We start from the raw sequence: 21,950 nt of genomic DNA on the forward strand, positions 1-21,950 counted from the left end.
CAGTTGATACCGTATCGAATGAATGGATGGCGGTAATGTGGCTTCATGACCCCCGATGTTCCTCACAGAACCACCGCCTCGCGTGCGACAGACCGCCCCGGGGATGAATCGCCTTTCGCTCTCGGCCTGCTTCTGCGCCAGGCGCACTGGCACGCGGCCACGGTGATGGCGGAAGCACTCCGGCCGCTCGGCATCGAATTGAGGCATTTTGCCGTGCTGATCGTGCTCGTCGATACCGGGGCCACGGTGCAGCGGGACTTGGCGGCGGCGACGGGGTCGGACAAGGCGGGAATCATGCGGGTCGTGGACGACCTGGAGCGTAAGGGGCTGGCCGTACGCAAGACCGTTCCGGGGGACCGGCGGGCGCGGGCAGTGGAGATCACGCCTCAGGGACTCGAGCTTTTCGATGCAGCCCATGTGGCGGCGGAGCCGCTGTCCGAGCGTCTGGTTGCCGACCTGGGGCCCGGCGAGACCGAGCAACTGAAGGATCTGCTGACCCGGCTTGCCCATCCCGCGGGCACTGAGGCGTAAGCACGCCCCCGCACGGTTTGCCTGCCGCGTGGCGCAGGTCGCCTCCTGCGGCTTTCCCGGCGAGCCCGCCCCTGAGGGCTGCGGCCATCCTCGCTGCGCACCCTGACTTCGGGGAGTGCCACTGTCGCCGTCGGAGGGGCGCAGGCGGCGAGGGTGGCGTGTGACGCCTCGGGTCGAGGCGTCACACGGCGTCCATGGCACGGGCGGTTACGCGGTGAAGCGCGCCGCGAGTTCCTTTGCCTTGGTGGTCGCGTCCTCGAAGGCGCGCTGTCGGGAGGCCTCGTAAAGGGGGACCAGTTCCGACATGGCCGGGTTGCGGGGGGCCATGGTGAGTTCCGGGACGATGAAGTCCAGGTCCAGGCCGAGGGTGCCCCTGAGCACGGCGTCGAGGTAGTTCAGCACGAACTCGTAGCCCTCGCGAGGAGTGCCCGGCGCGTAGGAGCCGCCGCGGCTGGCGACGACGGTGACCGGGGTGCCCTGGGCGGAGGGGGTCTCGCCCGCGGTGCGTCCGAGCAGGATCACGTTGTCCAGCCACGCCTTGAGGGTCGACGGGATCGAGAAGTTGTACATGGGGGCGCCGATCAGGACCGCGTCCGCCTCCTCCAGTTCCTCGATGAGCCTGACGCGCGGGGCGAACGCGGCGGACTGGCCCGGGGTGCGCTCGGACGGGGCGGCGAAACCGGCGGTGTGGGCGTCGGCGGTGATGTGCGGGACAGGGTTGGCGGCGACGTCACGGTAGATTACCGTGCCGTCCGGGTACTGCTCCTCCCAGGCTTTGCGGAACGCGTCCGCGACCGACCGGGACGAGGACGCTTCGCCGGGGAATACGGACGAGTCGATGTGCAGCAGCGTGGCCATGGATTTTCTCCTAAGAACGGTGCCCGGGGCGGGGAACCAAGGGCTGAGGATTCGCACCCGTAGATAGTTGCGTACGAGATAGTATTGAATGATACTATCTCGTACGACAGAGATAAACACGCTGAGAGATTGGGAGAGAGCCGATCATGGACGTCTATGAGGCGGTCACGAGCCGACGAGCGGTGCGCGGATTCACCGACCAGCATGTCCCGAAGCATGTGCTGGAGGCCGTGCTGTCCGCCGCGGCCTGGTCGCCGTCCGGGTCGAACCTCCAGCCGTGGCACGCCTACGTGCTGACCGACGGGCCGCTGGCCGAACTCAAGAAGCGCGCCGGTGAGCGCCTGGCCGCAGGCGACCCCTGGGACGAGCCGGAGTACGAGATGTACCCGCCCGCGCTGAAGTCCCCGTATCACGAGCGCCGATCCGCCTTCGGCGAGCAGCGCTACGGAGCACTCGGCATTCCGCGCGAGGACGTGGAGGCGCGCCAGAGGGCCGCAGCCGCGAACTGGGACTGCTTCGGCGCGCCCGCCGCCCTGTTCTGCTACATCGACCGCGACATGGGCCCGGCCCAATGGGCCGACGTCGGCATGTATCTGCAGACCGTCATGCTGCTCCTCCGCGCCGAAGGGCTGCACAGTTGCCCGCAGATGGCATGGGCGAAGTATCACAACACCGTCGCGGAGGTCCTGTCACCGCCGGACAAGCTTGTCCTCTTCTGTGGCATGTCGATCGGGTTCCGGGACGTCACAGTGGGCGCCGCCCGTACGGGCCGGGCGCCTCTGGACGAGACGGCCACGTTCGTCGATGCTTACTAACACCGGCCGCCCTCGGCCGATGTACTCCGACAGAAGTTATCCGAGTTTGGTACATGCCACCCACACGTGGTTCATGCGCCATGTATTGCACATTCTCCCAACGAAAGGCATGTCATGAAGTTCGCAGTCATCGGCGGTACCGGGCTGATCGGGTCGCAGGTCGTCAAGAACCTGAACGCCGCCGGGCACGAGGCGGTACCCCACTCGCAGTCCACCGGAGTCGACGTCATCAGCGGGCAGGGCCTGGACGAGGCCCTGGCGGGAGCCGACGTCGTCGTCAACCTGACGAACTCCCCGACCTTCGACGAAACCTCCCCGGCTTTCTTCCAAGCCTCGATGGACAACCTTCTGGCCGCGGCCCAGAAGGGCGGCGTCGGCCACTTCGTCATCCTCTCGATTGTCGGCACAGACCAGGTGCCGGAGCTGGACTACTACCGGGCCAAGGCGCTCCAGGAGGACATCCTCGCGGCCGGGCCGATCCCCTACTCCATCGTCCGGGCGACGCAATTCATGGAGTTTGTGGACGCGGTCCTGTCCTGGACCACTGACGGCGACACTGTCCGGTTGCCCGCCACGCCGATCCAGCCGATCGCCGCCAAGGACGTTGCCAATGCGGTGGCGGAGGTTGCTGCGGGCGCCCCGCTGAATGGCATCCGCAACATCGCCGGCCCCGAGATTTTCTCCCTGGACGAGCTGGGCCGGATCACCCTGTCCAGCAAGGGCGGCAGCGGTACCGTCGTTACCGACCCCAACGCCGGCATGTTCGCCGTCGTCAAGGGGGACGTCCTCACCGACAAGGACGCCCACCTCGCCCCCACCCGCTACGCCGACTGGCTCTCCTGACTCGCCCGGCGCCAGCATCGCCCGGCAGCCGTTGGGCTGCTCCGGGTAGCCGTCCGCAACAGACTGCTGCGATCCGGCTCCAGGCGCCGCCCACCGAGACCGGGCTCGGGACCGACATGAAGGTCAGCCGCACCGTGGTCCGCGAGGCCCTCATGCTGCTCGAGGAGGACGGCCTCATCCGCGCCCACCGCGGCGTCGGCCGGTTCGTCTCCGACACCCTCCCCCGCATCGGCATCAAACTCATCCGCCTTTCGAGGAGGTCCTCGGCCACCCCGGACACTAGGTCGAAATCAAGCGCGTCCAAATGGAACGGCAGCCGGCAGCCGAATTCGCCCACCGAGACGCTTGAGGGAGGGAGTCGGCGCCAACGAGGGCCGTTCTGTCGGGGTTTACTGGTCAGGAGTGGCGCTCTACGAAGAGCCAGGTAATGACGAGTAAGATACGGTTCGGCCGTTCGCCTTGAGCAGGAGCTGATTCGCTAGAACTGGCTGCCCGATCGGCTTTTGCACGCCCTTCCGGCCGTCGCCAGGATTTAGGCCCGGCCTCAACGGCCTCGAATGGCGCACTCACAGGCTGGCGGCCGGGTATGTTGAACTCATGAGCAATCCTTTCAGCATCTGGCCACAGTTTGGTTTCCGGGAAAATCCCTACAGCAACTTGAATCTGCCGGCAGATGAGCTCGGGGACCGCCTGCTGGTCGGACGAGACAAGGAAGTTGGACAGTTGCAAAGGCGCATCGGGTCCATGGGGACCCACCCCACGGTGGAGGGACCCGCTGGCATCGGTAAGTCGAGCCTGGTAGGCGTTGCCTGCTACCGGATGATGAAAACCGGTGTGGAGCAGTCTGCGGGAACGCTATTTGTGCCTGTTTCAGGCTTCCAAGCAACGACATCCGTTGAGGAATTCGAAGCTCAGGTCTTTTATGGAATAGCACAGGCGCTCATCACTAACGTCGATGCCTTTAGGCGCGCTGGGATGGCGGTGCCCGAGGTCGCGCGTTTAGACAGCTGGCTTAATGACGCCACGTTTCGCAATGCCAACGGACAAGCCTTCGGATTCGGTGGCGGCGGCGGGGCGGTGGCCAATGATGCCGAGGGTTTTGCCGCATCGGGCTTTCCTGAGGCTGTCAAAAATGAGCTTGAGCGCTGTTTTCCAGGACCCGGTGCGGGTGCGATGATCTGCATCATCGACAACCTGGAGCTACTACAGACGACGGGAGACGCCCGACGAACCTTGGAAAACCTCCGGGACCGACTGTTCAACCTGCCCGGTACACGATGGGTCTTGTGCGGATCAAGAGGTATTGTGTCTCGCGCTCGTTCCGAACGGCTGAGCGGTATCTTCGACGCCCCACTACGTCTTGGTCCTCTGGAATACAGTGCCGCCTTGCTCGCTGTAGAGCGCCGCCTGGAGGAATACGGAGGAGAGGGTGCGTATGCCCCGGTTCCTCCCGAGAGCTTCGAGTTCCTCTACAGGGCTCTTAATCAAAATCTGCGTGACGCTATGGCCTACGCTCAGCAGTTCTCGGAGTGGGTCTACGACGAATACATTGTCGACGAAAAAGAGCTGCCCGAGCCGGAGTCACTCCAAGGCTTGCTTGAGGCGTGGCTCGCGGAGCTAGCAGATGCAGCATTCAACGACGCACGGACCATTCAGAAACGACACTGGCAGTTCTTCGATCAGCTCGCACAAAATGGTGGCACCTGCCGCGTAAGTGAATGGGAAACCTACTTCACACGACAGCCGAACATGAGCACTGCTATCACTTCGCTAGAGCAAGCGAATCTACTGACACGCGGCGTGGATCCCGACAATGCGACCCGCGCCATGGCACACATCCCTCCGCTAGGCTGGCTGGTTTATTTCAACCGCAGCCGCTATGAGCTTCCGGCTTTCTCAGGAGTGGACGCTGAATAACACGGCACAAAGACTCGATCGGCACAACAGACCTCCTTTTCTTCCGTAGAAAAAGAGGCCGTGGGTGGAGCGTCCAAGGCGCCACCAAAGCCCTCGTGCACCGATGCCTGATTGTCCAACAAGTGCGTACTACTTGCTAAACCCACGTTGTCGTCGGTACATCCTCCCGCTGCGCTGTGCCCGCGTACTCAACCCTCGACTGGAACCGAATCGCTCGCCACCATAGTCGTTGGAACATTTCTCGCTTGTCGGGCAGAACTGAGAATTGCTTTAGCAAAATCCCGTTGAGGCGTGAGTCTTGGATCGGCATGCAGGCCTTGCCGATGCACCTCCGTGACCCAACCCGGACCATGTCCAGAGACCGTCGGTATAAAGCGCTCAAGTTCTCCCACGGGAACCACAAGAAGGCCAGTTTTCTCCAGGTCAGCCAGCAAGGCTTCCGCGGCGATATAGGCATCGCCAGAGGGAACGCCACTGATTCCTACTTTCTTCACTTTGTCCCACCCGTTTTCTATCTTTAGGAGCTGGCTGATCTTTCGCGCGTCGGACCGGTTAACATTGACACTAGAAATGCCGTCGATCGCATCGTTAAGAGACTCCTTTATTGCGATCTTCGAGACCGGTTTATCATCAGACGAAAGCGCAGCATTAAAAACACGCCAGTTTCGCCTCATGGATTCGAAATCGCCGCCGAGCGCAACAACGGTCTTTTCAAGCAGGGTTTCATTGTTCAGAATATCAAAATCCGCCACTACCACAACTGGGATGCTTATGGCTCGCAGGGAGGAAACGACACTACTGATGCGGGCTTTTCCGCCACAATGAGAGAACAGTAGCTGCGGCCGCCGGCCCTCGTCGATGGCTTCACCCTGCTCATAAATGCTATCGATTACCGAGCTATAGAATCGGCAGTCAGCATCGCCTTCACATAATATGACGGCGTCATGAAAGAGCCCTTCAAGTAAGTTTGAGTACCGAAGAAGCGGGTCACTCCAAAGTGTGCGCACTTCGGAAGGTTCAAGGACCGCCGCATTGTTGATATCACCTTCGCGCGTAAACCGAACGATTGTAACTGGCGCGTCCGAGTCAAGAACACCTTGCACAATGTCGTTGCTATGGGTAGCAAGGAAGAGTTGCTGTCCTGTTTGTGCTCGGCGAGCGAGAGTCTGCCCCAGAAGGCGCGCCTGCGGTGGGTGCAGGAAAGCTTCGGGTTCGTCCACCAGGGTAATTTGATGATTTCCCGCCAAGATGTGTAACAGAAGGCCCATGTAACTCTTCATGCCATCGCCTTGATCTTCAAGAAGGGGAAGTGCGGCCATGCCCTGAAGATACCTAGAGGAAGGAGCACTGCCCTGATGCTCGAATTCCGGCGCGTCGCCGACACGGAGACTGATAACACTGCCAGCAAAGCGATCAACCGATAGCGAAAGATCAAAGGCAGAAACGGCGGCATCGCGTAGTTGAGCCTCCAACTCCGGGTCCTTGTACGCATGCTGAAGAGGTTCTGTAATCACATCGCTGTTGAAGTTGATATTTGGGACGGATTTGCCAGCCTCAAGCCTGGACGTGGCATCTGCATGAAAGATGAACAAGCGAGCGAAATGATTGAGCCGGTCATTATTCCATAGCTGTGGGTGCTGGTCGGCGGTTACATTACCGTAGTCGCCAATATTCCATCGCTCTTGACCGTCTGCTGTTCGTATGACAGGGGTGTTATTTGCTATCCAACCCGCGAAACTCGGCCCCGTACCTACTTTATTCAGTACCAAGTCAACTACGGCCCGACCTAAATAGCCCGCTTCATTGTTGAGGTGGTAGATGTCTCTCAGAGATTGACTCTTACCCGAGTTGTTCGGTCCGACAAAGAGAACAACCCCCTCCTCGGGGATGCTGATCTGCGTGCCGTCGCTAATTTTGAGCGATTGCATGTTTACTTGAACGTGGTTCTCTTGCGTCATCATCTCAGGGTATAGCGCTTAAGGAGGGGGCTGCTGTTTGACCTGTCACTCGGTAGTTTCCGGTCCCGCGCAGACCATTCGACGATTGCGGGCGCTTAGCGCCTTTTCCTAGTCCGGCTCGGCGTGAAATGCAACAATACGACGGTGCGGCAAAGCTCTTTTGACTTCTCGCACCTATGGCTTTCGCTGCCGAGGAGGATGGCAGGGCCGCTCCCCTGCTTTGCCAGGTACGTAGACAGCTTCCCCGTGGACGACTGCCGGCGGGAGAAGCTCGTCCAAAAGCATTATGACACGTCAGCACCGCCCTCTTCCCTAGGCCTCCCACGGAGCCGAAAACCGCTGATTCTGTCAGACGACGGCCGCACCCACTATAGTTCCAGCCGTCGTACTTTCCGAAGAGAATGTCAGCAGCGTCTCCACCAAATGCGGCGCGAAGTCGTCCTCCAGCGACAGCACCACCCGGCAGCGGGCGCCGGGCTGCTCCGGGTAGTCCAGGTAGAGCCCGCGGAGGTCGCAGACAGTCTGGCCGCGACCCGGCCCAAAAGTGGTGTCGACGTCGACACGCACCAGCGGGGCGACGGCGGCTCTGACGCCGCCCACCGCGAGCGCCGCCGCGAGGGGATCGTGCATGGCGGAGCACGCCCGGCCGAAGATGCCCTCGTAGAACCCGAAGTAATAGCCGAGCATCTCCCCCAGCGCCCGCGGGACAGGACCCGAAGAGGCCAACAGCTCCTGCCGGTGGCTTTCCTCCAGCACGTTGGACATGGTCACGTCCAGCGGCACCAGGGTGACGTTCCAGTCGGCGGCGAAGACGTCCGCGGCGGCCTCGGGGTCGTTGGCGATGTTCGCCTCCGCCACCGCCGTGATGTTGCCGGGGGCCAGCGCCGCCCCGCCCATGATGGTGATTTCCTCCACCAGCCGGGGCAGCTCCGGTTCCAGCCGCAGGGCTTCGGCGATGTTGGTGAGCGGGCCGATAGCCAGAACCCGCAGCGTGCCGGGGTGTTCGTTGGCGAGCCGCACCAGCATTTCCGCCGCGGTCTCGGACGCGAGTTCAACAGAGGCCGCCTCCAGCGAGACCTCCCCGATGCCGTTGGCGCCGTGGACATGCGGCGCCCCGCCGCGGAATGAACCGCCGAGCGGATCATGGGCGCCGAGCGCGACGGGGATGTGCGCGTGCCCGGCGAGCTGGAGCAGGTCCAGGGTGTTCCGGGCGCCGACGGCGGCACTGACGTTGCCGCTGACGGTGCCGATCCCCCGGACGTCCGCCTGCGGGGAGGCGAGCAGGTAGGCCAGGGCGAGGGCGTCGTCGATGCCGGTGTCGCAGTCGAGGTAGAACGGGCGGCTGGTGGGTGCGGTCATGGCGGTGGTTCTCGTTTCGTTGGTGCTGGGTTTGGGGTGGGATGTCAGAGGGACTCGCCCTTGGGGGCGGCGACGAAGAGGCTGACGATGAACGCGGCCGCCGTGATGGCCACCGAGATCCACAGCGCCGTCGCGTAGCCGGCGGAGGTCGCCTGGGCGGCAAACGGTGCCACGATGACGACGCCGAGGCTCGCGCCAATGCCGAAGGAGGCGCCGTTGATGCCGGGCAGGGCGGCGGGTGCTTCCTTGGGCGAGAGCAGAACCGACAGGCCGTTGATGGCGGTCAGGAAGAAGCCGTTGTAGAAGATGCCGAGCGATGCGACGGCGATCATCACGGCCACCTGGTTGTCGGAGAACGTGGCGGCGGCGATGGCGCAGGCCAGGCTCAGCCCGGTGCCGGCCCGGAGGGTCTTGATCCAGCCGCGGCGGTCGGCGAGCCAGCCGGCGAGCGGTGCCGCGAAGACGCCGATAAGCGCGGCGGGGGTCAGGAACAGCAGTGCGGAGACGGACGCGCTGAGTCCGAAGCCGTGGTGGATGTCCTGGCTGAGCAGGACCACGGTGAAGTTGATGACGGCGAAGATGCCGGCCAGGGTCAGGACGGTGGTGGCGATGACGGGCCAGACCTGCCGGGAGCGCAGGTGGTGGACGGCGATGAGCGGGTGGCTGCGTTTCTTTTCGATCATCCAGAAGGCTGCGAAGGACGCGACGGTGCCGGCGAGCAGGCCCAGGGTGCTGGGGACGGTCCAGCCGGCGGCCGATCCGCCGGAGACGAAGTAGGTGATGAAGACGAGGAACACCGAGAGCGAGCCCGCTCCCCACCAGTCCATGGCGCCGCGGACCCCCCGGGGCCGTCCCTTCGGGACGATCTTGAGGATGCATCCGGCGGCGACGGCGGTCAGCACCAGCACGACGACGAAGATGGACCGGAAACCGAGGGTTTCGGCCATGAGGCCGCCGACATAGCCGTCCACGCCGCCGATGCCTCCGTTGATGGCGGCGATAATCCCCACGGAGGTGCCGAAGAGCCGGGCGTGCAGGTTCTCGCTGAGGACGATGTACGCGAGGGCGAAGACGGCGCTTGAAACGCCCTGGAGGAACCGGCCGGCAATGAGCGCGGGCAGCGTCGGGGCTGCGATGCAGAGTAGGGTTCCGGCGCCCATGATGCCGAGCACCAGCAGCAGCGCGGCGCGGCGGCCGATGAAGTCGCTCCAGCGCCCGATCACCGGTCCCGCGATCGCGCCGGCGAGGAAGAACATGGACTGCACGGGGGCGGCGCTGTCGGCGCTGAGGCCGAAGCTGGCGGCGATCTGGGGCAGCGCCGGGGTGACCATGCTGGCGTTGAGTTGGAAGGACAGCACACCGAGCAGCAGGGTTGAAATGAGGAGGGCGGCGCGGCGGCCGGCGAACTGTGGCTGACCTGCGTTTGCTTCGGTACCTGCGGCGGCTGGCGGCGAGGTGGTGACCGGGGTTGGGCTGTTCACATCAAACTCCTTTGTTCTGCAGGCTGGGTCCTGTCTTTGGGATGTGAGTTGTTATACAACCATGTATGACGAACAAGTACAACCATGGCGTACACTATTTCCTAATCCAGCCCGCCCTGGCTTCACCCGATAGGACTTCCCATGAGCACTCGACTTCCTGCCGTCACCGTCGTCGGCAGCATTAACCTCGACATCATCGCCACCACGGACCGGCTTCCCACCGCCGGGGAGACCATCGGCGGTGGCGTTCTGCAGCAGCAGCCGGGCGGCAAGGGAGCCAACCAGGCCGTGGCCGCCGCCCGGCTGGGCGGGAGCGCCCGGATGATCGGGGCGGTGGGCGACGACGCCCAGGGCCGCCAGATGCTGGAGGCACTTTCCGGAGCCGGGGTGGACACCGCTGATGTGGCGGTGCTCGACGGCGAGGCGACAGGCACCGCGCTGATCGCGGTGGACCGCGACGGCGAGAACCAGATCGTGGTCTGCCCGGGGGCTAATGCGGCGTTTTCACTGGAGGGCGTGGAGTTCGGGCCGGACGAGACGGTGCTCTGCCAGCTCGAGGTCGGCCTGCCCGTGGTGCTGGAAGCCGCCCGGCGCTCCCCCGGGTTCTTCGTCCTGAACGCAGCCCCGGCCATGGACCTTCCCGCGGAGCTGCTCGAGCGCTGCGACCTGGTGATCGTCAACGAGACCGAGTACGAGCTGATACCGGCGCTTACTCACGCCAAGTTGGTTGCCGTGACCTACGGGAAGGGCGGCTCGGCGATGTTCGAGCACGGCCGCCGGGTGGCTGAGGCTCCAGCTGCTGCGGTGACGGCGGCGAACACTATTGGGGCCGGTGATGCATTCTGCGCCGCGCTGGTTCTGGCGCTTCGGGCGAACCTTCCCTACCCGCGGGCACTGGCGGTGGCCAATGCTGTCGGAGCGGATGCGGTGGGCGATCTCTCATCCCAGCCGGCGCTGGCTCGGTTGGAGGAGTACGTTGCCCGGGTGCCTGGAGCCGGGATTGCCGGGCAGTGAATCTGGTCTTCAGGCCGGCGGGGCCGGCAGATCATTCCGAGGTGGGGCGAATTACCCGGGAGGCGTACCTGCACGCCCGACATTTCACACACCCGTATATGCAGATCTTGGAGAACGTGGAACACCGCGCGGAGCATGCTGAGGTGTGGTTGGCCGCAGCCTCCAGCGCTGTAGTGGCGGCAGTGACGCTGACCTGCGCGGGTCAGCCGTACAGCGAGACCGGGCCCTCCATCCAACTGAATGGGCGAACTGCATCAGTAGCCAAACGCCGACAACAGCGCATCTGTCACGTTGAGTCGTCCCCTGCGGCGGCGTCCGCCGAGCGGATCGAAAGCCAGGCAAAAACGGTGCCCTGGGCCTTTTGACCAACTATCATTGCGGCCACGAGTTTTGACCAAGGAAACCAAGGTCCAGAGTGCGTCGGAAGACCAGATGAATCCCAATATCTCGGGACTCTTCGGTAGCTGGCCTCGCTCACTACCCATGGCCTGAACGCCCCGCTCACAAAGGGTCGTTTTTGACTTACTCGAATGTGCCACCTTCACGGGTGAAGGTGGCACTCCTTCTCCTACGGTCGGGCACCCGTGCGAATGTGAAGACGTTAGCGTGGCCTCGCCGGGTCCGGGCTATTTCTCCGGATGCCGAGCAGGTCCGCAGCAGAAGAAAACCCGCGCCTCCTTCGCTGGAGTGCTCCCGGTTCGGTTGCGCCAGGCTAGCTGTATTGACCACGGACGTTAGGAACAGTGGCGTGGTTAGGTGACAAAAGAAGACCTCCGAGTGGAGTTGGGCTTGTCGAGAGTCCAGTTCACAAGGAGGTCTTCAATGTCCCATGCTAACGCGATCCTCACGCCCAAGGGCAGGCTCCGGCTGGCCAGGTGCATCGTTGATGACGGATGGCCGCTGCGCCGGGCAGCTGAACGGTTCCAGGTCTCGGTCACGACCGCATCGCGGCGGGCCGGCCGCTACCGCGACCATGGTGAGGCCGGCATGCAGGATGCCTCGAGCCGGCCCCGAACCTCGCCGCGGAAGACCTGCCCACGGCGGGAACGGCGGATCATTGCGATCAGAGTCAACCGCCGGTGGGGTCCGGCGCGGATCGGTTACCTGCTGGGGATCCACCCTTCCACGGTGCATCGGGTGCTCTCGAGGTTCGGGCTGGCCAGGCTGTCCTGGTTGGACCGCGCCACCGGCAGGGTGATCCGCCGCTACGAGCACGAGGGCCCCGGGGACCTGGTCCACGTGGACATCAAGAAACTCGGGCGGATCCCGGACGGCGGCGGCCACCGGAGCCAGGGCAGAGCCATCGGTAACCGGAACAAGACCGGGACGGCGGCGAACCGCAGACCCGGCTATGTCTTCCTGCATAACGCCGTCGATGACCACTCCCGGCTGGCCTATACCGAGATCCTGACCGACGAAAAGAAGGAAACTGCGGCCGGGTTCTGGGAACGCGCCAACGCCTACTTCGAGTCCTGCGGGATTACCGTGAAACGGGTCCTGACGGACAACGGCTCCGGCTACCGCTCCTACGCGTTCAAAGACGCCTCGGGTCCGGATATCAAGCACAAACGGACCCGCCCCTATCGTCCGCAGACCAACGGCAAAGTCGAGCGCTACAACCGCACCATGCTCGACGAGTGGGCGTACGCCAAACCCTACGGATCAGAATCAGAGCGTGTTGCCGCTTTCAGCGAATGGCTCCATCACTACAATCATCACCGAGGCCACACTTCACTCAAAGGTCAGCCACCGGCAAGCCGCGTCACTAACCTGTCAGGTCAATACAGCTAGCGTGTCTCGCATACGCTTGCACCCTTGCCCAGATACCCTGATTGTTAGATTTTTGATTCAATCAACTCGAAAAAAGGCTTGGGGATAAATTAGTGCGCACAGAAGACCAAGTAAGAGACCAGGCCAGCGAGATTCTCGGTCTCGCAGGGGTTTCGTCCAAGATTGCTCAAAGCGGCGTCGGACAGATCACGACCCTGAAACAGCTTGGTTTCAGCGGCGATGGAGCCATTAACAAGCCTGACGGCTGGTATCTACCTGTCGACAAGGGCGCAGTTGCCCTTGTGCTCGAGACCAAGGCCCCCGATGCCATGTCGGTCGACGCTCCAATATTGCGTGCGCAGATTGAGAAGTACTGCGCAACAGTGCGCAGTCAGTACGACCTTGTTGTGGGAATCGTCTACGACGGCGAACGTACTCGCGCCTACGCGAATGGCCAGAAGCTGGACGTCCCCGACGACCTTCAACCCAAGGAGTACTACTTCGACAAGCTCACAGATCGTCCAGTTGACAAGGATCGCATCTACGAGCTCACGATGAGGATCAACAACTCGCTGCATGCAGATTTTGGCGTCAAGAATCTGTACCACCGCATGATTTTTACTGCTTGCGCTCTCGTCGCGCGTAGGTATGAGGCCATCCTGGTTCGCGGCATGGACTACGCGGCCTTCCATGGCGGCATCCTGAACGCTCTGAACAAGGCGATCAGGTCTGACGTGCAACAGAACTCGAAACTCTCGCTTCTCTCTGAGGTCTACTCGGACATCAAGATGAACGTCTCGACCGACGAAGAGGATCCGCGTGCGGTGGCGCGACTTACAAACCTTATTGGCGACTTCATCGACTGGGTCACGGAGATCTCCGGTCTCATCAACTCGAACGCCTGGAACGGTGAGGATGTGATGGCGATCTTCTTCAACGAGTTTAACCGTTACAAGAAGAAGAGCGAGTCGGGCCAGGTGTTCACACCCGATCACATCACAGGCTTCATGTACCGGCTGCTCGGCGTCGACAAGGACGATCGTGTCCTCGACGCGTGCGCAGGATCAGGCTCGTTCCTCGTCAAAGCCATGAGCAGCATGATCAGTGAAGCTGGTGGGGTCAACACCCCCAAAGCGAAGCAGATCAAGGCTCAACAGCTCTTCGGTATCGAATTCGATCGCGAGATCTATGCCCTTGCGTGCGCGAACATGCTCATCCATAAAGACGGCAAGACAAACCTGGCACACATGGACGCAAGGACTGAAACAGCGGGAAGCTGGATCGCGCAGACTGGCGCAACAAAGGTGCTGATGAACCCACCGTACGAAACCAAGTTCGGCTGTATGAAGATCGTCGAGAATGTGCTCAACAACGTTGATCGCGGAACACTCTGCGGCTTCATTCTCCCGGACAAGAAGTTGGAGAAGACCAGCAAGAGTCAGATGGCACGCATCCTGCGGCACCACCGCTTGATGAAGGTAGTGAAACTCCCCGAGAACCTGTTTTTCGGTGTCGGCGTAACTACGAGCATCTTCGTTTTTGAATCCGGGAAGCCTCAGGACGGCAAGAAGTTCTTTGCCGTGAACATCGAAGACGACGGCCTCATTACCGTCAAGAACAAGGGTCGCCACGACGTACGCCGTAAGTGGCCCGCACTTGAGGACTATTGGATTGACGCGATCGATCGGAGCGACGATAGCCACTACGGCACCGGCCAGTGGGTAGACCCTGCGGAGAAGCTGAGCTGGCAGGCTCCTGCGAAGCCGTTCGTTCTCGCAGAAGAGGACCTGGCCCGCACTTCTATGGATTACGCCATGTTCCGCCGTGGTGTGGATGCAAGGGCGCTGCGCGAAAGCATAGGTCGGGTCGCGCTCTATTCGGCACACGTTCGTGAGACCGACGAGACCATCGTGCTGGAGGTACCAAAGTCAGACCACGAAGTCGACGTGAGCAAGTGGAAGACATTTATGCTTTCGGACGTCTTCGACATGAAGAACACGAGGAGTATCACAGCAGCTAATTTGGTTCCGGATAGTGGACTCACTCCCTATGTGACCGCGCAAGATGGCAACAACGGCGTGCAGATGTATGTCGATTGCCCCGATGAATGGCTCGATGCCGGCGAGTGCATCATGATCGGAGGCAAGACACTTACGCTTTCTTACCAAGCCGCGGATTTTTGTTCAAATGACAGCCACAACATCGCGCTGTCCTCGAAGGATCTGGAGTCAAAGTCAGAGAGCTGCCAGCTTTTCCTGATGTCTGTGTTGAGTGCGGCTCTCTCACCTAAGTACTCGTGGGGTGACTCGATTTCGATGAAGGTGTTGCAGCAGGAATCGCTCCTCCTGCCTGTAACTCCCGCTGGCATCCCCGACTGGGAGTTCATGAGGAACATGATGCAGACGGTCACTGACCGGATGATGGAAAACCTAAACGCACTGACTTATCTCGTGGACGGCGTCCCTGTTCCGACAGAGTCGGTAAACGTGTGAGCCGCTCGCCTGGCAAAGCCAAGGGGTTCGGGAGGGCGATTCAGGCTGCAAGGCTTGACCGTGGCTGGTCTCAGGAACAGCTTGCCGAAGAGGCGGGCGTCTCACGCCCGACAGTCTCACGCGTCGAGCTGGGCGATGACCCCTCGATGAGGACGGCTCGTAAACTGGCGAAGGCTCTGGGCTTGACGCTTAACCTCAGCTCCCCTGAGTCGCCATGATTATTGTTCCGTTCCTCAAGTAAAGGATGGGACTGCTGAAGGTTGGGACTCCTGTCCCAAGGTGCCCACACCCAGTACCCATACCCCGCACCGATCGGAGCGAAGTGCCCCTTCACCACTACGTCCCGCAGTTTCTGCTGCGGGGTTTCGCCGATAAAGACAATCAACTGCGTGCAACTTTGCGTAGCAACCTTCAGACCTCTCACCTGACAGCGGTTAGAAAAGCTGCCGCGGAAAGAGACTTCTATACAATCCCAACGGAGGAACTGACTCCGGAATCCAGGAGGGGACATAATCCGGAATCTGTAGAAAAGTCCCTTGCTGATATAGAATCACGGGCTTCGAGCGACATAAGGCTCATAGTGGCGGGTGGCTCCCCCTACACCACAGCTCTGCGTTACCGTATGGCAACTCTTGTAGCCATGCAGTTGACTCGATCGCCCCGGTTCCGCCGCGACTACGTTGGCGTAGCCAACTTGTCTGCCAGGGCATTGCTGGAAAGAAAACTGACAGACGACCGGTTGCGCCAACACCTTTCGGACCATGGCCGCCCGACCAGCCCAGAGGATGTAGCCAGGTTCCGAAAAGAAGTCTTTGAAGGCGAGTACAAACTGGTCCCCTCGACCACCCATCTGGTCCAAGAAACTCTCAAGTTCGGCATCGAGACTCTTTCCCCTCTCATGTTCTCCCGGACGCCACGAGTACTCCGATTCTCTGAGCCGCTTCTCCTGACCAGTGATGTAGGGGCTGCCCCCTGGTCGCCAAACGATCCGATTCCCTGGTCCAATGGGATCGCAAAGGCGCACACAATATTTCTGCCCTTGAATCGTTTTACGGCTTTAGCCCTGACTCGCGGCGGGTCCCCGTCGGACCGCATAGTTCAGTCCATTTGGGCCGACCACAGCAATTTCGCCCTTGCAAATGCGGCTGAACGATGGATCTACCAACACCCTGACGACAGCTCCCTCGATCGAATCGACTTGCCTCAACTGCAGCACGACCGGTGGGGGCGACGATAACTGGCGAGCTAGATGGTGGCCAGGGGCAAGTAAGACAAAACCCCTCATCATTCAGTTTGACGCGAGCCGATCTCGATATCGGATTCTGCTCTGGTAGCGAACTTTCGGAACACACGCCGGGATATTACCTGGAGGAAGGCTAGCCTTGCAGGAACCTACAGAAAGGTTCGCAGATGTTCTATCTTCTCCGCCCTGACCTGACAATTCAGTGGATTGATCTTCCCGTTAAGATGACCTTGGAGGTCATTGAAAAGCACGACGCGGACTTAGGAAACCTGGATTGGCTTCCTGCCGAAAGGCCGTTTGATCAACAAATCCTCGCGCTGGCGTTGCGGCATGGGATTGGGTGTTCTAAGGGCATCGCTCTTCCGGCAGTCGTCCTGACGACCGTGGACCGTCCGAGAAACCTCACGAAGGCGTATATGGATGTTCGGGAGTCGGAAGCTGCATTGGCGGCTCAACATGAGGTCATGGAGAAACTGATGCCCGGCTGGAAGGCTCACGGCGAGCAGCTGTCAGCTGAGGTGGAACGGAGTTCTGCGGCATCAATCCGGGGTGCACGGGCAGAGGCTGAACCACTGCTGGCAGCTGAGCCGAAACCTGAGTTGATTGCCCACTGGGAGCGGCTGACCGGATTACCGGTCTGATTCTCGGAATACATAAAAGAGAAAAAGGGCCGGCACAAGTGTGCCGGCCCTTCGTGGGTTTCCCTCTGCAAAGGAAATATGTGGTTCAGCTTAGCTGAACCGTTTGTGGTGCTGCCGCGGACCGGGCACCTCGTCGTTCCTGGTCCCGCGGGTGGAAGTCCACCGGTCGCGTTGTCGCGGGTAATGGCGGTCCGTCGCTGGTGAGTGGCTGCTGTGGTTCGCCCTGGGCGGCGGACCGCCCCACTTCTGGAAGGTTCCTGGCCCTTGCTGGGGTGAGTGGCCGGGCGGCTGCTCTGAGGTACAGCCGCCCGGCTCACTGTCCGGTTACTCGGTGTCGGTGGTGTGCTTGTCGAGGATGATCTGTTCCACGGCGCTTGCCGTGTAACCCCAAACGACGAGCTGGTTCAGGTAGTGGAAGTGCCGCTTCTCGGCGGACCTCCATGAGTCCTTCTGGATGGTCTTCTCGTACCCTGCGCAGATCAGGGCGATCAGGGAGAACTCGGGCCGTGCGGTGGTTTTGGCGGTGTGGTCCCGCAACGGGTTCCAGCCCCACCGGTCGGGGTCTTCCCCGGTCTTGGCACCGATCATCTCGGTGGCAACCTTGCCGTCGTAGCCGCTGGCGGTTTCCGGGTCGTGGGTGACGGCGTGGACGGTGAAGTACTGCCAGCCCTTCGGCGCGGTCTTCCGCGACAGCAGGGTCTTCATGTCGCGAAGCGGACGCCCGCATGGGTGGCCCCCCGCGAACATTTGTGCCATAGACAATGCTCAAGACGCTCACCTAGTCCCACAGCGGCAGGTACTCATTCGAGCTAATGCGTGCGGGGTTGTCGCAAGTGCGTTGGATGGCATGATGGATCCGTGGGGAACAAGAGACGGGGTGCTGCGCCGAATCCGGAATGGGTGCTGATGTACCGGAAGGGTATTGGTAGGCGGAAGATCGCTGAGCTTGCCGGGGCAGCGCCGGCGACGGTGGGATATCACCTCGGCGTCGCGCGGACGCTTCATCCTGGGCTGGAGGTCGAGCATGAGGCGGCCGCCGGGTCTAAACCCGCACAGCCCACGGTCCAGGGGCGGCAGCGCATGCAGCAGCTGCTCGCCATGGTGCAGGAGACTGGACGGTATCCGTCCCGCACCGCTCCCGACGCATCCGAGCGGAAACTGGCGACGTGGTTGCAGCGGCGGCGCAGCGATGCCCGTGCCGGGACGCTGGCACCGGCATTCCGCGATGGATTGGCGGTGTTGCCGGGCTGGCAAGATGCGCCCCGGGCTCTGGCTGATGAGGCGAGGTGGCAGGACCGTTTGGCGGCCCTGGCCGCGTACCGGGTCGCCGGCCAGGACTGGCCGCGGCATAAAGCGACAGTCACGGGTGAAGAACATGAGCTGGGTATCTGGCTGCACACCCAGCGTTACAAGCTGCGTCGCGGCGAACTCGATCCAGCGAAAGCGCAGGCGCTGGACGCCGAAGCACCGGGCTGGCGGGCCGGCAGGCAGCGTGGCAGGAAGTCCAAGAAAGCAGTTCCAGGTGCGTCGGACTAGCCGTGTGGGTTTTGCGTTTCTCGCTATCGACGGGTGCGGCTTACGGATTGATGAGGATTGGGGCTTCCTGGGGAACGTCATTGTGATCCAGCAATACTAGGCGGTATGCCCCTTGGCCATGCACGTCGCCCTCTCCTCGTCTGGCGCCCGTCCAGTGATCGCAGGTGGCGTAGCAACAAATCCCTTAGCGATCAGAAACCAGAAGGCTAGCGTCGACCTCAAGAGCCCATATCCCGCCGCAATGGACGTATCCCAGTACGGTCGAACTCGCCAGGTCTCTTCCAAGTAACTTCACAGCGGGAAGCGCCAACTCATTGCGCCACCGCGGCTGCCGTCGCATATACATCAGCCGGCATGGGTCGGTGCAGCTTCCAAGTGATGGCTATGGGCTTGCCCCCCGAGTGCTGCAAGTAGTCAACCTGCCCGAGGCATGTGTAAGGAACCGTCAGGCCGGTCTCGTCGTCCGCCGTATCCCGGGTGAAGATCAATATCTTCGAGCCGAGCGAAGCCCGGTCCAGGTACCGTCGGCCCGTCGGACTCCCCGGCGAGGTCGCGTTCTGCGACTCCCAGTGGAACAGCTCCGGGCTGATGGCGTAGTCCTTGTACATCGTGGTGGCCGAGTGTTTCTTGTCGTCCTTGTTGAGCGTGACGAAAAAAGCATCCGTGGACGTCGCCGGGCACCAGGCAACTCCCTCGCGGTGCTGGACGTTCCTGCCCAGCTCCAGCGAACCGTACTGCAGGGCCGCCAGGACCTCCTCACGCCGGTAGGTCGCGTGGGAGAGCAGCGGAATGTGCTGCAGCCCGGCCCCGAGGCCCTTCGCGGCACGCTTGGACGCGGCCACTCCGAGCGTCATGAGCTGGCGGATCTCGCTGCAGACGAACTGGTAGCCGCGCAGGTAGTCCAGTCCGTCGTCGTACGACTGGAAACCGCCGCCAGCGTCCCACAGCGTGTAGAACAGCATCCGGGCGAATGTTTGCTCACGCATTCCAAGCTCCGCGTAGCGGGGCGCATCGGGGCCGACCAGCATCGAGTACGCCTCGGCGCGTTCCGGGTCGTCCACGTGGATAAGTGCAGCCATTCGGCCCAGGAGCTTCTTCTCATCGGCGTCCGAGAGCTCCTGAATCCTCCCGCTGAGGGCCGCCTCCAACGGCGAGAACCCTTCGATCAGCCCCGCCTGTCGAAGATAGCCGGTCCAGGAATCCCTGGTCGAACGGTAGATCGACTTCACGTCGTTCCCGGACTGCTCCAGATAGGCCTCCAGCTCGGTCTCCGCATACGAGGCGATGTCCCGGACCAGCTGTGCCCGGTTGAACCGCAGCTGTGCCTTGATGTTGTCCAGCACCACCTGCTGCGCCACCCGGTCCAGCACGATCTGCGAGCCCGAGGGCAGGTACGGGAACTCGTCCTCGACGGCTTTCTCCAGATCCTTCCGTCCGTAGCCGGTCAGCGCCCGGTAGCGCAGATCGAAGCGGAACTCTCGGCGTTGCTGGCCGATGAAGTCCATGACCGTCAGCACGGCCTTGCCCTCGGCACGGCGCAGCCCACGTCCCAGCTGCTGGAGGAAGATCGTGGCGCTCTGCGTGGGCCGGAGCATCAGGATGGTGTCCACCTGCGGAAGATCCAGGCCTTCGTTGAAAAGGTCGACGGCGAAGATGCAGTTGATCTCCCGCCGGCGGAGGCGTTCCAGCGCCGCCGCGCGGTCGGCGTCGTCGGTGCTGCCGTCGACGGCAACGGAGGCGATGCCGGCGAGGTTGAAGACTTCGGCCATGTAGTGGGCGTGCTGGACCGAGACGCAGAAGCCGATAGCCCGCATCTGGTCGGTGCTGGTGACTTTGTCGCGGAGTTCGCGGATCACCTTGGCCGCGCGGGCGTCGTTGCCGGTGTAGAGGTTGTTAAGCTGCGCGGTGTCGTAGTTGCCGCGCTTCCATTCCACGTGGCTCAGGTCGACGTCGTCCGAGACGCCGAAGTAGTGGAACGGCACCAGCAGGTCAGCGTCCAGGGCGTCCCACAGCCTCAGCTCACTGGCGGTGCGGCCGTCGAAGAACTGCTTGGCTACATCGACGCCGTCGCCGCGTTCCGGCGTCGCTGTCAGCCCTAGCAGCTGCTGCGGTTGCAGGTGGTCCAGCAGGCGCCGGTAGGTGGGTGCCATGGCGTGGTGGAATTCATCGATGACGACGACGTCGAAGAAGTCCGGATCCAACTGTTCGATGCCCAGCGACGACAGCGACTGGACGGAGGCGAAGATGTGTTTCCACTGCTCCGGTTTGTGGTCCCCAACGTAGAGCTCGCCGAACGTACCGTCCTCCATGACGTCCCGGTAGGTGCGCATTGCCTGTTTGAGGATCTCCTGCCGGTGGGCGACGAAGAGCAGCTTCAGATCCCGGCCGGCCGCCTCGCACAGGCGCTTGTAGTCGAGGGCCGCGATCACGGTCTTGCCGGTGCCGGTGGCCGCGACCAGGAGGTTGTGGTTGAAGCCTTTGAGCCGCTCGGCTTCCATCTCTTCGAGCATCTCTTCCTGGTGGAGGAACGGCTGGACTTCGAGGCCGGTGGCTGCGTCCGGCGCTGCGGTGCGTCGTCCGCCGTTGCGTTCGAGCGCGGCGTCCAGTTTCTCGCCGTCGCGTTCCGGATCGTAGCTTTGGAAGGCCCGCTGCTCCCAGTAACTGTCGAAGGTGACTTCGAACTTTTGCAGCAGCGTGGGCGTTGCGACGGAGCTAAGCCTGACGTTCCATTCGAGGCCGTCCAGGAGCGCAGCTTGGCTGAGGTTGGAGCTGCCGACGTAGGCGGTGTCGAAACCTGTGTTACGGCGGAACAGCCAGGCTTTGGCATGGAGCCTTGTTGCTTGCGTTTCGTAGTTGATCTTCACCTCGGCGCCGTACCGCGTGACGAGCTCGTCGATGGCGCGGCGTTCTGTAGCGCCCATGTAGGTGGTGGTGAGGACTCTTAGGGGGGCACCGCGTTCCTTCAGCTGCTCGAGTGCCGGCTGGAGGAGGCGTAGGCCCGTCCAGCGGACGAAGGCGCAGAGAAGATCGACGGTGTTCGCCGATTCGATCTCGGCCCGCAGCTCCGCGGCAAGATTCGGCTCGTCCTTGCTGTTGGTCAGCAGCGCTGAGTCACTGAGCTTGGTGGTGGGCCTGCGGAGTTGACGGCGCTTGAGTGCGTTAGGGCGGTGAAGGGACTGAAGCTGAGTAGGGCCTGCGGCGATTCGGTCCGGTGAGTTCAGTTCCTGGAGGAGGCGGTTGGCTAGGCTGACTCTGTCTGCTGGCTTGGCTACCGCGAGGGCCTGGCGGACGGCGTCGGCAACGTGGCGGGAGAGGATGTCCGGGGTGTCGTCGTCCTCTATTTCTTCGAAGGCGGGCTGCAGCTCCGCTGCTCGATTAAGTCGTGTGCCGAGTACGTCCGTGTTAAGTAATTCGTACAAGCCCTCTGGCAGCTGTTCCTGAGCCGATCCCCCAATGTAATTAGTCACAGCGCCAGGGTATTGGATCTAGCGA

General features: G+C 62.1%; 17 protein-coding genes and 1 pseudogene. 12 read left to right on the forward strand and 6 right to left on the reverse strand.

Translation table 11 applies throughout. The features are described 5' to 3' along the window. Positions 1-45 precede the first annotated feature (45 nt). Positions 46-531 (forward strand): MarR family winged helix-turn-helix transcriptional regulator, encoded by a 486-nt coding sequence (locus tag LQ144_RS04365; protein WP_230117342.1) that lies wholly within the window; start codon positions 46-48, stop codon positions 529-531. A gap of 207 nt (positions 532-738) precedes the next feature. On the opposite strand, the gene LQ144_RS04370 is transcribed toward LQ144_RS04365, so the two are convergent. Continuing rightward, a complete protein-coding gene (locus LQ144_RS04370) occupies positions 739-1,389 on the reverse strand; it encodes an NAD(P)H-dependent oxidoreductase (protein ID WP_230117343.1) in 651 nt (216 codons plus the stop codon). A 146-nt stretch (positions 1,390-1,535) separates the two neighbouring features. On the opposite strand from LQ144_RS04370, the gene LQ144_RS04375 reads away from it, so the two are divergent. The 4 genes from LQ144_RS04375 (at position 1,536) to LQ144_RS04390 (ending at position 4,964) form a co-directional block, all read left to right on the forward strand. Further along, positions 1,536-2,204 carry a nitroreductase gene (locus LQ144_RS04375; RefSeq protein ID WP_230117344.1) on the forward strand — a complete coding sequence of 223 codons (669 nt, stop codon included), beginning with the start codon at positions 1,536-1,538 and terminating at the stop codon, positions 2,202-2,204. Positions 2,205-2,318: 114 nt separating this feature from the next. Then, entirely contained in the window at positions 2,319-3,047 is a 729-nt protein-coding gene (locus LQ144_RS04380) for an NAD(P)H-binding protein (protein WP_230117345.1), read from the forward strand. Between the two features lie 116 nt (positions 3,048-3,163). Then, on the forward strand, positions 3,164-3,475 hold the full coding sequence (locus LQ144_RS04385; protein WP_230117346.1) for a GntR family transcriptional regulator: 312 nt from the start codon (positions 3,164-3,166) through the stop codon (positions 3,473-3,475). Between the two features lie 169 nt (positions 3,476-3,644). Then, the gene (locus LQ144_RS04390) at positions 3,645-4,964 is read left to right on the forward strand and encodes an ATP-binding protein (RefSeq protein WP_230117347.1); all 1,320 of its coding nucleotides are present in this window, start codon (positions 3,645-3,647) and stop codon (positions 4,962-4,964) included. 188 nt (positions 4,965-5,152) lie between these two features. Here the strand turns inward: LQ144_RS04390 and LQ144_RS04395 are convergent, their stop codons facing one another. The 3 genes from LQ144_RS04395 to LQ144_RS04405 form a co-directional block, all read right to left on the reverse strand. Continuing rightward, positions 5,153-6,922: an AAA family ATPase gene (locus tag LQ144_RS04395; RefSeq protein ID WP_230117348.1), complete on the reverse strand. Its 1,770-nt coding sequence runs from the start codon at positions 6,920-6,922 to the stop codon at positions 5,153-5,155. A 348-nt stretch (positions 6,923-7,270) separates the two neighbouring features. After that, positions 7,271-8,281, reverse strand: a complete 1,011-nt coding sequence (locus LQ144_RS04400; RefSeq protein WP_230117349.1) for a nucleoside hydrolase — start codon at positions 8,279-8,281, stop codon at positions 7,271-7,273. Between the two features lie 44 nt (positions 8,282-8,325). Beyond that, positions 8,326-9,762: an MFS transporter gene (locus LQ144_RS04405; protein ID WP_230117350.1), complete on the reverse strand. Its 1,437-nt coding sequence runs from the start codon at positions 9,760-9,762 to the stop codon at positions 8,326-8,328. A 141-nt stretch (positions 9,763-9,903) separates the two neighbouring features. Between LQ144_RS04405 and LQ144_RS04410 the strand changes: the two genes are divergently transcribed. From LQ144_RS04410 to LQ144_RS04430, 6 genes are all read left to right on the forward strand, one after another. Continuing rightward, the gene (locus LQ144_RS04410) at positions 9,904-10,776 is read left to right on the forward strand and encodes a ribokinase (protein ID WP_230117351.1); all 873 of its coding nucleotides are present in this window, start codon (positions 9,904-9,906) and stop codon (positions 10,774-10,776) included. Between the two features lie 822 nt (positions 10,777-11,598). After that, a complete protein-coding gene (locus LQ144_RS04415) occupies positions 11,599-12,567 on the forward strand; it encodes an IS481 family transposase (RefSeq protein WP_230117352.1) in 969 nt (322 codons plus the stop codon). Positions 12,568-12,659: 92 nt separating this feature from the next. Beyond that, positions 12,660-15,038, forward strand: coding sequence for an N-6 DNA methylase (locus LQ144_RS04420; RefSeq protein WP_230117353.1), 2,379 nt, complete (start codon positions 12,660-12,662; stop codon positions 15,036-15,038). Then, positions 15,035-15,256, forward strand: coding sequence for a helix-turn-helix transcriptional regulator (locus LQ144_RS04425; RefSeq protein ID WP_230117354.1), 222 nt, complete (start codon positions 15,035-15,037; stop codon positions 15,254-15,256). The genes LQ144_RS04420 and LQ144_RS04425 overlap by 4 nt, the downstream gene beginning before the upstream one ends. 26 nt (positions 15,257-15,282) lie before the next feature. Continuing rightward, a complete protein-coding gene (locus LQ144_RS23065) occupies positions 15,283-16,275 on the forward strand; it encodes a DUF4238 domain-containing protein (RefSeq protein ID WP_354962125.1) in 993 nt (330 codons plus the stop codon). Between the two features lie 173 nt (positions 16,276-16,448). Beyond that, positions 16,449-16,922 (forward strand): hypothetical protein, encoded by a 474-nt coding sequence (locus LQ144_RS04430; RefSeq protein WP_230117355.1) that lies wholly within the window; start codon positions 16,449-16,451, stop codon positions 16,920-16,922. A gap of 324 nt (positions 16,923-17,246) precedes the next feature. Here LQ144_RS04430 and LQ144_RS04435 read toward each other — a convergent pair. Beyond that, positions 17,247-17,627: pseudogene (locus tag LQ144_RS04435) on the reverse strand (chromosome partitioning protein ParB); the annotation flags it as partial. A 153-nt stretch (positions 17,628-17,780) separates the two neighbouring features. Between LQ144_RS04435 and LQ144_RS04440 the strand changes: the two are divergent. Further along, the gene (locus tag LQ144_RS04440; protein WP_230117356.1) at positions 17,781-18,458 is read left to right on the forward strand and encodes a helicase associated domain-containing protein; all 678 of its coding nucleotides are present in this window, start codon (positions 17,781-17,783) and stop codon (positions 18,456-18,458) included. Positions 18,459-18,769: 311 nt separating this feature from the next. On the opposite strand, the gene LQ144_RS04445 is transcribed toward LQ144_RS04440, so the two are convergent. After that, positions 18,770-21,889: a DEAD/DEAH box helicase gene (locus LQ144_RS04445; protein ID WP_290369714.1), complete on the reverse strand. Its 3,120-nt coding sequence runs from the start codon at positions 21,887-21,889 to the stop codon at positions 18,770-18,772. Positions 21,890-21,950: the final 61 nt, after the last annotated feature.

This window comes from Arthrobacter sp. Bi83 (genome assembly GCF_918698095.1).
In the GTDB taxonomy this organism is placed as follows: domain Bacteria; phylum Actinomycetota; class Actinomycetes; order Actinomycetales; family Micrococcaceae; genus Arthrobacter.

Coding starts and splice junctions, on each gene's coding strand:
- LQ144_RS04365 (WP_230117342.1), top strand. CDS start 46: ATGACCCCCGATGTTCCTCACAGAACCACCGCCTCGCGTGCGACAGAC.
- LQ144_RS04370 (WP_230117343.1), bottom strand. CDS start 1,389: ATGGCCACGCTGCTGCACATCGACTCGTCCGTATTCCCCGGCGAAGCG.
- LQ144_RS04375 (WP_230117344.1), top strand. CDS start 1,536: ATGGACGTCTATGAGGCGGTCACGAGCCGACGAGCGGTGCGCGGATTC.
- LQ144_RS04380 (WP_230117345.1), top strand. CDS start 2,319: ATGAAGTTCGCAGTCATCGGCGGTACCGGGCTGATCGGGTCGCAGGTC.
- LQ144_RS04385 (WP_230117346.1), top strand. CDS start 3,164: ATGAAGGTCAGCCGCACCGTGGTCCGCGAGGCCCTCATGCTGCTCGAG.
- LQ144_RS04390 (WP_230117347.1), top strand. CDS start 3,645: ATGAGCAATCCTTTCAGCATCTGGCCACAGTTTGGTTTCCGGGAAAAT.
- LQ144_RS04395 (WP_230117348.1), bottom strand. CDS start 6,922: ATGACGCAAGAGAACCACGTTCAAGTAAACATGCAATCGCTCAAAATT.
- LQ144_RS04400 (WP_230117349.1), bottom strand. CDS start 8,281: ATGACCGCACCCACCAGCCGCCCGTTCTACCTCGACTGCGACACCGGC.
- LQ144_RS04410 (WP_230117351.1), top strand. CDS start 9,904: ATGAGCACTCGACTTCCTGCCGTCACCGTCGTCGGCAGCATTAACCTC.
- LQ144_RS04415 (WP_230117352.1), top strand. CDS start 11,599: ATGTCCCATGCTAACGCGATCCTCACGCCCAAGGGCAGGCTCCGGCTG.
- LQ144_RS23065 (WP_354962125.1), top strand. CDS start 15,283: ATGGGACTGCTGAAGGTTGGGACTCCTGTCCCAAGGTGCCCACACCCA.
- LQ144_RS04430 (WP_230117355.1), top strand. CDS start 16,449: ATGTTCTATCTTCTCCGCCCTGACCTGACAATTCAGTGGATTGATCTT.